13 protein-coding genes and 5 tRNA genes are annotated in these 12,625 nt (G+C 62.2%); 5 read left to right on the top strand and 13 right to left on the bottom strand.

What is annotated here, in order from left to right; genetic code table 11:
* The first annotated feature begins 64 nt into the window (after nucleotides 1–64).
* The 5 genes from FIV42_RS17755 to FIV42_RS17735 all read left to right on the top strand — a co-directional run bounded on the left by FIV42_RS17755 (nucleotide 65) and on the right by FIV42_RS17735 (nucleotide 5,580).
* Nucleotides 65–955 (top strand): hypothetical protein, encoded by an 891-nt coding sequence (locus FIV42_RS17755; RefSeq protein WP_141198981.1) that lies wholly within the window; start codon nucleotides 65–67, stop codon nucleotides 953–955.
* A 14-nt stretch (nucleotides 956–969) separates the two neighbouring features.
* Complete coding sequence (locus FIV42_RS17750; RefSeq protein WP_141198980.1) at nucleotides 970–1,824, top strand: hypothetical protein; 855 nt, start codon at nucleotides 970–972, stop codon at nucleotides 1,822–1,824.
* A 149-nt stretch (nucleotides 1,825–1,973) separates the two neighbouring features.
* Complete coding sequence (locus tag FIV42_RS17745) at nucleotides 1,974–3,251, top strand: hypothetical protein (protein WP_141198979.1); 1,278 nt, start codon at nucleotides 1,974–1,976, stop codon at nucleotides 3,249–3,251.
* 58 nt (nucleotides 3,252–3,309) lie between these two features.
* On the top strand, nucleotides 3,310–4,002 hold the full coding sequence (locus FIV42_RS17740) for an RNA polymerase sigma factor (protein WP_141198978.1): 693 nt from the start codon (nucleotides 3,310–3,312) through the stop codon (nucleotides 4,000–4,002).
* A 105-nt stretch (nucleotides 4,003–4,107) separates the two neighbouring features.
* A complete protein-coding gene (locus FIV42_RS17735) occupies nucleotides 4,108–5,580 on the top strand; it encodes a hypothetical protein (RefSeq protein ID WP_141198977.1) in 1,473 nt (490 codons plus the stop codon).
* 121 nt (nucleotides 5,581–5,701) lie between these two features.
* On the opposite strand, the gene rplL is transcribed toward FIV42_RS17735, so the two are convergent.
* The 13 genes from rplL to rlmB form a co-directional block, all read right to left on the bottom strand.
* Nucleotides 5,702–6,085, bottom strand: coding sequence for a 50S ribosomal protein L7/L12 (rplL, locus tag FIV42_RS17730; RefSeq protein WP_141198976.1), 384 nt, complete (start codon nucleotides 6,083–6,085; stop codon nucleotides 5,702–5,704).
* Nucleotides 6,086–6,169: 84 nt separating this feature from the next.
* On the bottom strand, nucleotides 6,170–6,694 hold the full coding sequence (gene rplJ / locus FIV42_RS17725; RefSeq protein WP_141198975.1) for a 50S ribosomal protein L10: 525 nt from the start codon (nucleotides 6,692–6,694) through the stop codon (nucleotides 6,170–6,172).
* Between the two features lie 401 nt (nucleotides 6,695–7,095).
* Nucleotides 7,096–7,800, bottom strand: a complete 705-nt coding sequence (rplA, locus tag FIV42_RS17720; protein ID WP_141198974.1) for a 50S ribosomal protein L1 — start codon at nucleotides 7,798–7,800, stop codon at nucleotides 7,096–7,098.
* Between the two features lie 45 nt (nucleotides 7,801–7,845).
* Nucleotides 7,846–8,271 carry a 50S ribosomal protein L11 gene (gene rplK / locus FIV42_RS17715; protein WP_141198973.1) on the bottom strand — a complete coding sequence of 142 codons (426 nt, stop codon included), beginning with the start codon at nucleotides 8,269–8,271 and terminating at the stop codon, nucleotides 7,846–7,848.
* A 260-nt stretch (nucleotides 8,272–8,531) separates the two neighbouring features.
* Nucleotides 8,532–9,083 carry a transcription termination/antitermination protein NusG gene (gene nusG, locus FIV42_RS17710; protein WP_141198972.1) on the bottom strand — a complete coding sequence of 184 codons (552 nt, stop codon included), beginning with the start codon at nucleotides 9,081–9,083 and terminating at the stop codon, nucleotides 8,532–8,534.
* 3 nt (nucleotides 9,084–9,086) lie between these two features.
* On the bottom strand, nucleotides 9,087–9,476 hold the full coding sequence (secE, locus tag FIV42_RS17705) for a preprotein translocase subunit SecE (protein ID WP_141198971.1): 390 nt from the start codon (nucleotides 9,474–9,476) through the stop codon (nucleotides 9,087–9,089).
* A gap of 114 nt (nucleotides 9,477–9,590) precedes the next feature.
* Nucleotides 9,591–9,663 (bottom strand) — tRNA-Trp (locus FIV42_RS17700).
* Between the two features lie 101 nt (nucleotides 9,664–9,764).
* The gene (gene tuf / locus FIV42_RS17695) at nucleotides 9,765–10,958 is read right to left on the bottom strand and encodes an elongation factor Tu (RefSeq protein ID WP_141198970.1); all 1,194 of its coding nucleotides are present in this window, start codon (nucleotides 10,956–10,958) and stop codon (nucleotides 9,765–9,767) included.
* Nucleotides 10,959–11,152: 194 nt separating this feature from the next.
* Nucleotides 11,153–11,225 (bottom strand) — tRNA-Thr (locus FIV42_RS17690).
* A 139-nt stretch (nucleotides 11,226–11,364) separates the two neighbouring features.
* Nucleotides 11,365–11,437 (bottom strand) — tRNA-Gly (locus FIV42_RS17685).
* A 55-nt stretch (nucleotides 11,438–11,492) separates the two neighbouring features.
* Nucleotides 11,493–11,574 (bottom strand) — tRNA-Tyr (locus FIV42_RS17680).
* 47 nt (nucleotides 11,575–11,621) lie between these two features.
* Nucleotides 11,622–11,694, bottom strand: a tRNA-Thr gene (locus FIV42_RS17675).
* A 148-nt stretch (nucleotides 11,695–11,842) separates the two neighbouring features.
* Nucleotides 11,843–12,589, bottom strand: a complete 747-nt coding sequence (gene rlmB, locus FIV42_RS17670) for a 23S rRNA (guanosine(2251)-2'-O)-methyltransferase RlmB (protein WP_141198969.1) — start codon at nucleotides 12,587–12,589, stop codon at nucleotides 11,843–11,845.
* Nucleotides 12,590–12,625: the final 36 nt, after the last annotated feature.

Below are 12,625 nucleotides of genomic sequence, written 5' to 3'. Positions count from 1 at the left end.
TTTAAGGAGCACGCGTTTCGACCGTCGCACGCTCACCCGCCTCCATCCCCGCACAGGTTATCCCATGACGCTCAGGCACACCGGCCATCGAGCCGCCGGAGTCTTGTTGGCGTGCGTGCTCCTCTCTACGAGCAGCACCGCCCTCGCCCAATCCGACGGTTCGCACCCCGAGAAGGCTGACCAGACTGACCAAACTGACAAGACTGACAAGACTGACAAGACCGCGACCGCCGACCAAATCGACACCGTCGAGCCTTCTGCCGAGCAGGCCTCCGTCAACGAGAAGGCCGTTCGCGCGATCGACGCCGGTGACTATGTCGTGGCCATCAACCTGCTCGAGGAGTCGGCGTTTCGTCAGCCGCTCAACGTGACGTGGCTCAACCTGGGGCGCGCCTATCAGCTCTCCGGACGTTGCCAAAAGGCCCGGGGCGCGTTCGATCGCGTCGACGGAGCTCCCGCGGTCGCCCAACCCTCGCCGGCGTTCGTCGCCAAGAAGCTCGAGGAGTACCGCGCCGAGACGTGCACCCCGCGAGATCAACCCGTCGTCGCCAAACAAGCGCCCGCCAAGCCGCAAACGGTCACTCCGCCGCCGGTCCAAAAGAGCCAGACCCGCAATATCTGGGGCGTCGCGGCGGTCTCCTCGGGCGTCCTCCTCGCAGGCGGAAGCCTCGCCCTGCACTTTGTCGCCGAGACCACGCGCAACGACGCCCTGGCCGATGCCGAGCCCGACGCCGGCCCGCTGACCACCGACATCTCGCGCGAGGAGTTCTTGGAGGCCGAAGCTCAGGCGAACACCCTCGACACCGTCGCGCTTTCGACGGGCCTGGTCGGCGGCGCCCTCATCGGCGGGGGCCTCTACCTGCTGCTGACCGACGGCGCCGAGGCGCGCCCCACCCAGGTGGGCGTGCAGACGACGCCTGCAGGTACGAGCCTTACCTTTACGACCGCGTTTTGACGCCCGGAGACACCATGTCGAAGCTGTATCGCGCGATAATCGCAATGGCCGTGACGCTCGCGGTGACACTGGGGCTCGGGGGCTGCGAGCAGACCCTCGAGGCGGACAAATACCTGTTCGAATGCGACCCCAGAGATGACGACTGCGGGCCGGCTTACACGTGCGTGTACGACCAGATTTCGGACCGCAACTACTGCACGACCAATCAGAGCCTGGGCGTCACTCCACAGCCGTCCGACGCCGGCGGCGCCGACGCCTCGGTGTGCTCCGACGGCGAGCGCGAGTACCTGGGCGAATGCGTCCCCGGCTGCGCATCGACGAACGATTGCCCCGACAGCTACGAGTGTCACTTCCCGCCGTCGGTCGGCGCCGGCGTCTGCCTGTACCGCAACCCCACCCTGGGCGCCGACTGCCAAGACGACTCGACGTGCAACGGACTGGCCCCGGGCTTCGAGGACTCCGAGCCGCTCTGCTTTCCGATCGACGACACCGGAGGCCTGTGCACCGTCGAAGGCTGCATCGCCGACACGGCCACGGGCATCGCCTACGGCCCGACGACCGGCTGCGGCGTGGCGAGCCTGTGCTTCGAAGGCCTGTGTATGCGCGCCTGCACGCCCTCGTCGCCCTGCCCCAACCCCAAGGGGTCGCGCATCACCTGCCAGTACGTCGAGCGCGTCGACGGCACCCCGGCGGGCATCTGCACCCCGTCGTGCCAGTCGGACGACGAATGCAGCGACGGCGACGGCGTGTGCCGCGACGGCCAATGCCTATATGCTTGCTCCGACGCCGACGAACGCGACATCTGCGAGAGCGGCTCGGGCGAATGCGTCGAGGTCGACGGCAAGTCGGTGTGCGACTACACGCGCTGAGTCGACAAAACGTGGTGTCTGACGAAAACACGGTGTCTGATACCATCCGCGACCGCGACAAACATCGCCGGGGATTGCATCTTGCCCGCCGAACAAACTATGATTCGACAGCCGCAAGACACAAACGCACTGCCGAGAACGTAGACAATATGAAACGACTCAAGCACCTTGCCGTACTTATCGTGACGCTATTGCTCGTCGCCACCAGCTTCGGCTGCGAGCGAAAGCCTGCCGACCTCGAAGAGTGGCGCACCGCCAAAGGCGGCATGGAGAAGATGCAGGAGTGGGCGCAGAGCGGCGAGGAGCCGCGTCCGGTGCGCGTCCGCGCGTTCGAGATCCTGGTCGAAGAGGGCGAAGGCAACGCGCTTCCGCCCACGCTCGAGGGGGTCGAGGACGAGAAGCTTCGCGCCGAGATGGTCGAGGCGGCCGTGCCCATCGTGGTGTCGAAGTGGGAAAAGCAGGACATGCCCAAGCTGTCCGGCGACGTCAAAGAGAAGGGTGGACGCATCGCGGCCGGCGCCTCCGAGTCGGTCGAGGCCAAGGACGCCGCCTACTTTTTGCATCCCTTCGCCAAAGGCGAGTCCCAGAAGAAGCTCGAGTCGATCATCGGCGAGTGGATGTCGACCGACTGGCAGCTCCGCAACCAGCTCGGCAGCACCACGCTGGGCCAGATCGCCCCGCGCGCCGGCGAGTCGGGCACCGAGAGCCTGATCAAGTGGCTCGAGGAGGCCGTCCAGCCGTCGACCGTGGTCACCATGATCAACAAGCACGGCGACGACAAGACCAAGCAGGCGGCCGCCAAGGTGCTGCGCAAGCGCGCCGAAGAGGAGCACCCCGAGCTGGGCAAGTCGCTGCAGATCGCCCTGCTCTCGCTCGAGCACGAAGAGCTCAGCCCCTACTTCAAAAAGGCGATCACCGACCCGAACTCGCCCAACGAACTCGTCGACGCCTCGATGGACGCGCTCGTGCGCATCGAAGGCGAGAAGGCCGCGCCCTTCTTTAGCGACCTGGTCAAGAACAGAAGCGGCCTGCTTCGCTGGGTGTCGGCCACCCGCCTGGTCGAGGTCATGGGCAAGCCGGCATTCACCTACGTAGCAGCCGGCCTGCCGGTCGAGATGGACAGCTATCCGACCGCCGACAGCAAAGATCTCGTGGAGAACACCCAGTACTTCTGCAAGATGTACCACGGCGAGATGAAGGATGAGAAAGTCGAGTCGGTCTCCGACCAGCTCACCCGCGGCCTGAACAGCTCGCGCTGGCCGGCGCGCATGCTCGCGCTGCAGTGCGCGCGCATCTTCAAGGCCGATGACCTCAAAGACCAGATTTCGGCGCTGACCTCCGACCGCCAGGGCCTTCCGGGCTGGGGCGAGAAGAAGACCGTCGGCGACCTGGCCTCTGAGGTGCTCGAAGAGCTGTCGAAGTCCTGAGTCGGCCCCCGACGTCCCCACTCACTCGACGTCCCAACTCACAGGCTAGCGAGTCTGCATGCTGCTGGCGATCGCCAAGAACTTGCTCGGCAAGGGTAAGTCGGACGAGGAGAAACCCCTCGACGAGATGTCCGACGAGGACCTGATGCTGAGCTATGCCGACGGAAATGTCGGCGCGTTCGAGGTGATCGTCAGCCGCCACGAAAAGCCGCTCTTTCACTTTATCTTGCGAAGCTGCGGCAACCGCGACCGCGCCGAAGAGATCCTGCAGGAGGTCTTCCTGCGGGTCATCAAATACTCCGACAACTACAAGCCCACCGCCAAGTTCACCACGTGGGTCTATACGATCGCGCGCAACCTGTGCATCGATAAGGCGCGCAAGAGGAGCCGGGCGACCGAGATTTCCCTGGATCAGCCGCGCGGCTCCGATCCCGACGGCCAATCTCTGGGCGAGCGTCTGGCCGACGGCGGCGCATCGGCTGCGCCGGTCGAGTACGACCGCAGCGCGTTTCGCGAAAAGCTTATGGCCGCCCTCGACGAATTACCCGACGAACAGCGCGAGGTCTTTATGCTGCGCGAATTCTCCGGGCTCAAATACCGCGAGATCGCCGAGGCGGTGGGCGTGAAGGTGCCCACGGTCAAAAGCCGCATGAGATACGCCCTGCAGGCGCTTCGCGGCCACCTGGCCGACTATATCGACCATAGCTTCGACCGCGAGGAGAGACAGGAGATCGCCGTGCCGGAAGAGTGACGGCGACAGAGTCGTTTAAACTAAAACAGATCCATTTGTGGTCACGCACGTTTGCAGCATATGAAGTGATACTGGTGCCCTTGGCGCCTCAAGAAGGACAAGACGATGGCTTCCGATAAGCCACAATCCAAAATTCTCGACCTGCTCTACGACGACGAGCTCGACGCCGAAGCGCGCGACGAGGTTCGCCGTGCGGTCGACCAGTCCGACGAGGCCCGGCAGGAGCTCGAGAGCTTCGAGTCGATGCTGTCGAAGATTCGCGACGTCGACCTCGAAGAGGATGTGCCGACCTCCGTGCACGACTCGATCATGGCCGCAGCGCGCGAGCACACCGCCAAGAAGGCGTCGCGCCAGGCACAGGTCACCGAGCGGTCGCCCAACACGGCCGCGCCTCGAGAGAAGAGCCTGTGGAGCCGACTCAACTCCAGCGGCGTGGCACAGTTGGCCATGGCCGCAGCAGTGGTGCTCGTCGGCGGCTTCATCTTCGTCAAGCTGGGGAGCAAGTCGGAGCAGCGCGCCTTCCAGGCGGCCGAAGAGGCCGTGCACAGCGAAGTTACGTTCGGCGGCGAAGAGACCGAAGAACTCGCCAAGATGGAGCCTTCGCCCAAGCCGACCGAGTCCCCGGCGGACGAATTCGGTCAGGCACCGGCAGAGCCAGAGGAAGTCGCCGAGGAAGCCGCGGAAGCAGAACCCGAAGCAGAACCGGCCGAGAAGGCAAAGATTGGCGAACTCGCCCAACTCGACACGAAGGACACTAAGCAAGAGGCCCAGCAACAGGCCAACCGGCAGGTCGAGTCGAAAAAGCGCGCCAAAGCGAGAGCCCCGAAAGCTCCGACGCGCAAGGCTCGCTCGCGCAGCAAGAAATCGAAGTCGAGCGATATGCTCGACCTCTTTGGCAACAACACGCGCTCCGGAGCGGCCGCCCCGACGGGCAAATCGAAGCCCCAACCGCGGAAAGATCGCGACGATCGCTATGCAAGCGCCGAAGCGGCGCCCCAAGAAGAAGCCGCCGCGCCGGTCGAGCGCGATAAGGCCGACGAGAGCAGCGACTCGGCGGCCCTGGGCCAGAAGCTCGGCTCGCTGGCCGACGACACCAGCAGCTCTTCGAACTACGCGGTCGGCGCCGACGACAGCGCCGTCGCCGAGAGCGAATCGAAGCCCGTGCCCGCCCAGGCCAAAGCAAGCCGCGAGCAACAGACCTCACAGGTCAGCACGATGGAGTCGGACTACCGAAGCGGCAACTACGCCGGCGTCGTCACCCAGGCCGACCGCTATCTCGCGCGCTCCTCGGGCCAGAAGGCCGACGAGGCCCGCGTGCTCGAGCTCAAGGCGCGCGCGCTCGCCCAACAGGGCAAGACGCGCGAGGCTGACGAGGTCTACGCCGAGCTGCAGAAGAAGTACCCGTCGTACCGCTCGGCCCAAATCGAGCGCGAGCGCCGGGAGCTTGCCGAGAAGCGCAAGCGCGAGGTCAAAAAGCGCCGCCGCGCGCCGTCGAAGCGCTCCTATGATTTCGAGAGCGAGGCCCTCGAGAAGGAGGCCGCCGAGCCCGCCTCCGTCGCCCCGGCGAGCGCAGACTGATCGAGGCCCAAGACACACGACTCGAGACTCGAAACCCACGACTCGAGACATAGGACACAAGAACGAAAAAAGGCGACCGGGACAAACCCGGTCGCCTTTTTTACGTCAGAAGACGTCTCGATTACTTGAGCTCGACGCTGGCGCCGGCCTCTTCGAGAGCTTCCTTGACCTTCTCGGCCTCTTCCTTGTCCACGGCCTCTTTGACAGCGGCGGGAGCGCTTTCGACGAGGTCCTTGGCGTCCTTGAGGCCCAGACCGGTGTGCTCACGCACGGCCTTGATGACCTGGATCTTCTTGTCGCCGAAGCTGGTGAGCATGACGTCGAATTCGGTCTGCTCTTCCTCAGCGGCGCCACCAGCGGCAGCAGCGGGACCAGCAGCGACGGCCACGGCGGCCGAAGCTTCGACGCCCCACTTCTCTTCGAGCTCGCCCACGAGGTCGGCGATCTCCATGACGCTCATGTTGCTAAGGAACTCGACGACTTGGTCTTTGGTTACGTCTGCCATTGTAATTCTCCTTCGTATCGGCCCCGAATTTTGTCGGGGCAAAGTAAAGTGACTCTTGTCGTTGGTGACCGAGCGGGCCGCTGATTAAGCAGCTTCGCCCAGGTCGTCTTTGCGTGCGTTGAGCACGTTGAGAAACTTCTGCGGTGCGGCGTTGAGAAGTCGGACGAAATTGGTCGGTCCGGCGACGAACGTACGAAGCAGCTTGGCACGAAGTTCATCCTTCGTGGGCATCTTCGCGAGTTGGTCGACACCGGCCACGTCGATCATCTTGCCGTCCAGGTACCCGCCTTTGATCTCGAACTTGTCGTGATCGTCGGCGAAGTCGGCTGCAACTTTCGCGGGCGACACGGCGTCCTCGAAGCTGTAGGCGACTGCCGTCGGGCCACGGAACGACTCGGCCATGATGTCCAAGTCAGTATCCGCGACTGCAAGCTTGGCGAGCGTGTTCTTGACCACGTGGTAGTGGACGCCTTGGGCGCGGAACTCGCTGCGCAGCTCGTTGACGGTGTTCACGTCGAGACCGACGTGACTGGTCATGATGATCGACTTGGCCTGACCGAATTCGTCGCGCATCTGCTCAACAAGCTGTTCTTTTTGTGCGCGATTCACGGCAACTCCTTATGAGTTTGTGAGTTGGGCCAACTGACTGCTTTCGCAGCCAAACAAAAAACCCTCCGGCCGAGAAGCGGCGCAGAGGGTTGGCGTACAAGCTTCCGTTCAGGGCACACGCTCGTGCCGTGTCGGGAAAATCTATGTCCGTCATAGTCTCCGCTGGGTGGTGGTTTAAGCACCCTGACTTGGGTGCCCCTGCTTCTTCGACGCGGGTGGTGTCTTCAAATTTTCAAACGAGTCGTCTCCGACTCGGAGGCGACTGTATAGGGCAATCATCTGCCCCGGTCAAGCATGGTCCAGCCAAAACGCGATACTCACCACGGGGAGCACGGGGACACTGGGGAAAGCCTTTTCTAGCTATTCTCCGTGTCCCCGTGTGCCCTGTGGTGAAATCGCCTTTAGATCATCTCGCGAGCGAAGCCCGTGTCGAGCTTGATGCCCGGGCTCATCGTCGAGCTGATGCTGATCTTCTGGAAGTACGGTGCCTTGGCGCTGGCCGGACGAAGTCGGGCGAGCGTGCCGACGACCTCTTTGAGGTTGTCGGTGATCTGCTCCTCGCTGAAGCTGGCGCGAGCGAACGAGATGTGGATGATACCGGCTTTGTCGACGCGGAACTCCACGCGACCGGCCTTGAGTTCCTTGACGATCTTTTCGACGTCGAAGGTGACCGTGCCGCTCTTCGGGTTCGGCATCAGACCGCGAGGTCCGAGGATACGACCGATGCGGCCGACCTGGCCCATCATGTCCGGCGTAGCGACGGCCACGTCGAACTCGGTCCAGTTGTCCTCGGTGATACGGCTGATCAGGTTGTCGGTGCCCACGTAGTCGGCGCCGGCGGCTTCAGCCTGGCTGGCGTGCTCGCCCTTGGCGAAGACCAGGACGGTGGTCTGCTTGCCGCGACCGTGCGGCAGGACCAGCGAGCCGCGGACCATCTGGTCGGCGTGGCGCGGGTTGACGTTCAGGTTGACCGCTGCGTCGATCGACTCGTCGAAGTTGGCCTTGGCCATGCTCTTGACGAGCGAGATACCCTCTTCCAGGCCGTAGAGCTTGGCGGGATCGACGTTCTTATTGGCGTCACGATACTTTTTTCCGTGGCGTGCCATAGGTTCTTCTCCTTCATCACCGGCAATGCTGCCGTGTAGTCAGTTTTACTTCTTGACGTTGACGCCCATCGAGCGGCAGGTGCCAGCGACGGTACGGGCGGCGGCCTCGATATCGTCGGTCGAAAGGTCGGGAAGCTTGATCTCGGCGATCTTTTTGACCTGGTCCCAGGTCAGCGTTCCGACCTTGATGCGGTTCGGCACACCGCTGCCGCTGGGGATGCCCAATTCCTTGAGAATCAGGATCGCAGCCGGCGGGGTCTTGGTGATGAAAGTGAAGGACCGATCGGCGTACACCGTGATCTCGACCGGAATGATCATTCCGGGCTGGTCCTGCGTCTTGGCGTTGAATGCCTTGCAGAACTCCATGATGTTGACGCCGTGCTGGCCCAGCGCGGGACCGACGGGAGGCGACGGGTTCGCCTTGCCGGCCGGAACCTGCAGCTTGATCTTTGCAATCTCTTTTTTAGCCATCTCTAACCTCTGTGAGACTCGTGTTCAGTACGAGTAGCGCAGTATGCGTCGGAGGATCGACTCCTGCGCGTTTCGCATGTCAAAATCCAATCCCTCGTGGATTGGACGGGGCGTGTTACAACAAAAAGAACGCCGGATCAACCGACCCGGCGTTCTTAACTGCTCATTTTCACCACGGGGAGCACCGGGGCCACGGAGAAAAACCAAGCATGCTGTTCTCCGTGCCCCCGTGTGCCCCGTGGCGAATATCTATCTGCGAGCTACTCGGCTTCTTCGACCTGGTCGAAGTCGAACTCGACGGAGGTCGGGCGGCCGAAAATCTCGACGAAGACCTTGAGCTTTTCCTTCTCTTCGTTGACCTCTTCGACGGTACCGGTGAAGTCGGCGAAGTTGCCCTCGATGATGCGCACCTTGTCGCCCTGCTGGAAGGCGTAGGTGGGCTCGGCGCGAAGAGTCCCCTCTTCGATCTTCTCCTCGATGCCTTTGACTTCGCTCTCGGGCACGGGGCTGGGCTTGCGCTGGGTGCCACCGACGAAGCCGACGACCTTGGGCGTATCTTTGACGATATGCCAAGTTTCGTCGTCGAGGACCATCTTTACGAAGATGTAGCCCTTGTAGAACTTCTTGGTGCGCTCGCGGCGCTTGCCGTTCTTGACTTCAACGACCGTCTCGGTCGGAATGTAGATCTCCTCGAACGCCTCTTCACGCCCTGACGCAGCGATGCGCTGCTCAAGGGCCTGCTTGGCTTTGTTTTCGTAGTTCGAGAAGGTCTGAACGATGTACCAATTTCTTTGCTGCTGTTCTTCGGCCATGCTTTACGTGCCTGGTGTGAGAAGCATGTCGGTGAGGAAGCTCCAGATCTGGTCCGATCCCCACAGGAACACGCTCAGCAGAACCGTGAAGACGATCACAATGAGCGTGGAGCGCTTCGTCTCATTCCAACTCGGCCAGGTGACCTTCTTGAGCTCGATGACGACTTCGCTCAGGTAGCTGTAGACGTCTTTGCGACGGTACAAGTAGGCGACCAAGCCGATGGTGAGCGCTGCCGCGATCACAGTCGGCAGGGTTACCGCGCTACCGATGATAGCTACGCGCGGCAAGGCCTCGACGGCGCTCCAGAGCCATTCCAGAGCCTTGTCAGCGATGACGAAGGTCAGAATGGCAATGCCGACGTAGACGAGATTAACGAGTCGTGAGACGTCCATGATCCTCGTTGGTTTTGTGAGTAGGACCGACTGGCCCGACACATAAGAAGAACCGCCCGACAAAATCCGGCGGCTCTCCCGGGAGGAAAGAACGCGATGTCCTTCCTCGGTCAACAGGCCACGAGGGACTCGAACCCCCAACCGCCGGATTTGGAATCCGGAGCTCTCCCAATTGAGCTAGTGGCCTTTACGGTCGGCCCGAACGCAACGCTCGGGCCGACCTATCTGTGGCGCCACAAGTTGCTTCCGGACTCACCGGTGCAACCTGACAACGTGGCGCACTATTCCTTACTCGACGATTTCGGTCACGACGCCGGCGCCGACGGTGCGGCCGCCTTCGCGAATCGCGAAGCGCAGACCTTCGTCCATGGCGATCGGGGTGATCAGTTCGCCGGTGATGGTGACGCGGTCGCCCGGCATGACCATCTCGCTTCCCTCACCCAGGTGCACCGTGCCGGTGACGTCGGTGGTACGGAAGTAGAACTGCGGGCGGTAGCCGTCGAAGAACGGGGTGTGACGTCCACCCTCTTCTTTGGTCAGGATGTAGACCTCACCCATGAACTTGGTGTGCGGGGTGATGGTGCCCGGCTTGGCCAGGACCTGACCGCGCTCGACGTCTTCCTTCTTGATGCCGCGAAGCAGGCAGCCGACGTTGTCGCCAGCCACACCCTCGTCGAGGAGCTTGCGGAACATCTCGACGCCGGTGACGACGGTCTTCTCGGCTTTGTCCGACAGACCGACGATTTCGACTTCGTCGCCCGGGCAGACACGACCGCGCTCGATGCGACCGGTGACGACCGTACCACGACCCGAGATCGAGAAGACGTCCTCGATGGGCATCAGGAACGGCTTGTCGGTCTCACGCTCCGGCTCGGGGATGTAGTCGTCGACGGCGTCCATCAGCTTCATGATGGCTTCGTCGGCCATCGGGCCGGTCTCGCCGTTGAGCGCCATGAGCGCCGAGCCGGTCACAACCGGAAGCTCGTCGCCGGGGAACTCGTACTTCTCGAGGAGCTCGCGCACCTCGAGTTCGACCAGCTCAAGCAGTTCCTCGTCGTCGACCATGTCGGCCTTGTTGAGGAACACGACGATCGCCGGCACGCCGACCTGACGGGCGAGCAGGATGTGCTCGCGGGTCTGGGGCATGGGGCCGTCGGCAGCCGAGACCACCAGGATCGCGCCGTCCATCTGGGCGGCACCGGTGATCATGTTCTTGACGTAGTCGGCGTGGCCCGGGCAGTCGACGTGAGCGTAGTGGCGGTTGTCGGTCTCGTACTCGACGTGCGCCGTCGAGATGGTGATACCACGCTCGCGCTCTTCGGGAGCCTTATCGATGTTTTCGAAGTCGACGTTGGTCGCCAGACCTTTGTCGCTGAGCACGCGGGTAATCGCCGCGGTCAGGGTGGTCTTACCGTGGTCAACGTGACCGATGGTCCCGATGTTCAGGTGCGGTTTTGTTCTTTCGAATTTCTCTTTAGCCATGATTCGACTCCTTAAACGGTGTCACTACGACATGAATCGGTGAAACCTGACCGACCGGTCGCGTGCGTAGTTTTGGCTGCGTGCTGATTAAGCCGCTGGCAAAAAAGCCGCTGGTAAAAAAATGAGCGACTCAGGGAGTCGCCTCGGCCTCATCCCGCCCGAAGGCGGGATGAGGTGGGAGCATGCATCTTAAGAGCCCTTGACCGGACTTGAACCGGTGACCCCATCCTTACCATGGATGTGCTCTACCAACTGAGCTACAAGGGCACACATACTGCGGCGAGTCGCAACCTTCACGATACGTCTCGTTCGCGTCGCCTTCTTTAGCCTGTTCCTGACGAGCAATCAAGTCGTATTTGAACCGGCGGCAGAAGATGCCTGTGGCCCGCCCTCGGGCGGAACCACAAGCGGGAGACGGGATTCGAACCCGCGACCCTCAGCTTGGAAGGCTGATGCTCTGCCAACTGAGCTACTCCCGCACAGGCTGCTATTGCAACCTGTTGCTGAAATCATCCCCGAAGGGAGATTTCGTAGTGGTGGGGGAAGGATTCGAACCTTCGAAGGCTAAGCCGCCAGATTTACAGTCTGGTCCCTTTGACCGCTCGGGAACCCCACCTCAAACCAAATTGTCAATCGCCTTCGGTCATGCGACCTGGCGGCGAAAGCTGGCGATGGGATTCGAACCCATGACCTGCTGCTTACAAGGCAGCTGCTCTGCCAGTTGAGCTACGCCAGCGGAAGCTCATTTGCTCGCCCACTCGGGCGTGACTGCGACGCCCGGCGCCGCCAGCGGACGGAGAGTAATATAGTCTGTTTCGGGGCCTGTCAAGCAGAATATAAACTTTATTTGGGAAGTCTTTGAAAAACGTCCCGCGACCGCTTGTTCAGCCCTCCTGCGATCCACCGGTGGCCCACTGTCGACGCACCTCGTAGAGCATGATGGAGGCAGCGGAAGCCACGTTGAGGCTCTCGACACCTGCCGCCATCGGGATACGCACTTTGAAATCACATTTCTCGCCGACCAGACGCCGGATTCCCTGGTGTTCGCTGCCCATGACCAACGCGGTCTTCATCTCGAAGTCCATGTCCCACAGATCGGTGGTGTGTTCGCCGAGCATAGCGCCGGCCGTCCACCATCCATGCTCTTTGAGCTCGTCGAGGGTGCGGGCGATATTTGTGATACGCGCCACGGGTACGCGCAGGGCCTGTCCGGCCGAAGCACGCACCACCGCCGCGGTGACACCTGCGGCCCGATCTTTGGGAATGATCACCCCGTCGACGCCCATGGCAGCCGAACTGCGCAGGATCGCGCCGAGATTGTGCGGATCTTGAATCTGGTCGAGCACCAGCACGCATGCGCGGCTCGCGTCGGCGGTCGCGTCGAGGAGATCACCCAACGCAACGTATTCGAACGGGCGCGTCTGAATCACTATTCCTTGGTGATTGCCCCCCTCTGCCATGCGATCGAGCTCGTCGTAGGACGCCTGTTGGAGGCGAAGACCGAGGGTTTTGACCATTTCGCGCACGTCTTCGAGTTTTGAAGCGTACGGATCGGCCGCGTAGATCTCGTAGATCTGGTCGGGGGCCGTGCGGAGAAGCTCTTCTGAGGGGTGTACGCCGTAGATGTGCATGGTTTTTCGATTTGGCTTTTATGGTTGTTGGGGGCC

This window comes from Persicimonas caeni (assembly GCF_006517175.1).
Classification (GTDB): Bacteria; Myxococcota_A; Bradymonadia; order Bradymonadales; family Bradymonadaceae; genus Persicimonas; species Persicimonas caeni.
This window is presented reverse-complemented; position numbering and strand designations above follow the sequence as displayed.